We start from the raw sequence: 1,841 nt of genomic DNA on the forward strand, positions 1-1,841 counted from the left end.
TTGTTTTCTGGTTGTGGTGTTGGTGTGGTGGTTGGTTGTCGCATAGTGAGCGTGAGCATCTTTATAACAAACATGTGTGAAGCGTTTTGTTTTGTGTGTGTTTGTTGTGTGATTTTGCGTAATGTAAACATTTTTTGTTTTGAGTTTCTTGTTTATTGTTTTTTTGGTGTTGTAGGGCGTTTGGTGGATGCCTTGGTGCGTATGGGCCGAAGAAGGACGTTGTAGCCTGCGATATGCCTCGGGGAATTGGCTAGCGAGTGGTGATCCGAGGGTGTCCGAATGGGGGAACCTAGCCTGGGTTATGCCGGGTTGCTGCCAGCTGAATTGATAGGTTGGTGGTGGGAACGTGGGGAAGTGAAACATCTTAGTACCTGCTGGAAAAGATATTTTGTGAGTAGTGGCGAGCGAAAGCGAAGGAGCCTAAACCTTGTGTGTGTGATACCTGTCGGGGGTTGCATGCGGGGTGTTGTGGGGTGTTGTTTTCTCGTCTCCGACAGGACGGGGCGTAGTGATAAATCAGGGGTGTAGGTGAAGGGTTTGGGAAGGCCTGCCGTAGACCGTGATAGCCGGGTAGCTGAAATGTTCCTGACTGCGTGACAATGTGCCCGAGTAGCACGGGGCTCGTGGAATCTCGTGTGAATCTGCCAAGACCACTTGGTAAGGCTAAATACCCGTCGTGACCGATAGTGGAATAGTACCGTGAGGGAATGGTGAAAAGTACCCCGGGAGGGGAGTGAAATAGTGCCTGAAACCAGGCGCCTACAAACTGTCAGAGCCATCTTGGTGGTGGTGATGGCGTGCCTATTGAAGAATGAGCCTGCGAGTTAGGATGTGTGGCGAGGTTAACCCGTGTGGGGTAGTCGTAGCGAAAGCGAGTCTGAAGAGGGCGTTTAGTTGCATGTTCTAGACCCGAAGCGGGGTGATCTACCCATGGCCAGGGTGAGGCACGTGTAAGAGCGTGTGGAGGCCCGAACCCACCAGGGTTGAAAACCTGGGGGATGAGTTGTGGGTAGGGGTGAAAGGCCAATCAAACTCCGTGATAGCTGGTTCTCCCCGAAATGCATTTAGGTGCAGCGTTGCGTGGTTCTTTGTGGGGGTAGAGCTACTGGTTGGCTGATGGGCCTTGCTTGGTTACTGACGTCAGCCAAACTCCGAATACCATGAAGTTGAGCGTGGCAGTGAGACTGTGGGGGATAAGCTTCATAGTCGAGAGGGAAACAGCCCAGATCGCCGGTTAAGGCCCCTAAGTGTGTGCTAAGTGGGAAAGGATGTTTAGTTGCTGTGACAACCAGGAGGTTGGCTTAGAAGCAGCCATCCTTGAAAGAGTGCGTAATAGCTCACTGGTCAAGTGATTGAGCGCCGACAATGTAGCGGGGCTGAAGTACACCGCCGAAACCGCGGCAGTAATTGTTTTTACTGGGTAGGGGAGCGTCCTGCGCGAGGTGAAGCCACGGTGTGAACTGGTGGTGGATTGTGTGGGAGTGAGAATGCAGGCATGAGTAACGTTTGGGAGGTGAGAATCCTTCCCGCCGTATGACTAAGGGTTCCAGGGGTAGGTTCGTCCTCTCTGGGTTAGTCGGGTCCTAAGGCGAGGCCGACAGGCGTAGTCGATGGGTGACCAGTTCTTATTCTGGTACCGGTTTTATTGCGTCCAGTGTCTTCTGCGTTGATGCTAACCATCCTGTCTATGCCATGTAAGCGAATGAGGCGTTTGTCTTGTTTGTTGTTGGTGTGGGTGGCGTGGGGTCCTAAGTGTGGGAGGCAAGCGTGTTAACAGGTGTGACGCAGGGAGGTAGCTTCGCGTGCCTAATGGCTTGGCGCGTTTAAGGGTGTGGCCCGTC

General features: G+C 52.9%; 1 protein-coding gene and 1 other annotated feature. The gene reads left to right on the forward strand.

The features are described 5' to 3' along the window. A partial coding sequence (locus tag ACRQEC_RS09490; RefSeq protein ID WP_435734874.1) for a hypothetical protein occupies positions 1-225 on the forward strand: 225 nt, incomplete at its 5' end. Then, positions 161-1,841 (forward strand) — a sequence feature (mutual gap in cmsearch alignment for this rRNA model is longer than 100). (Overlaps the previous gene by 65 nt.)

It is taken from the genome of Actinotignum saccati (assembly GCF_051265055.1).
In the GTDB taxonomy this organism is placed as follows: Bacteria; Actinomycetota; Actinomycetes; order Actinomycetales; family Actinomycetaceae; genus Actinotignum.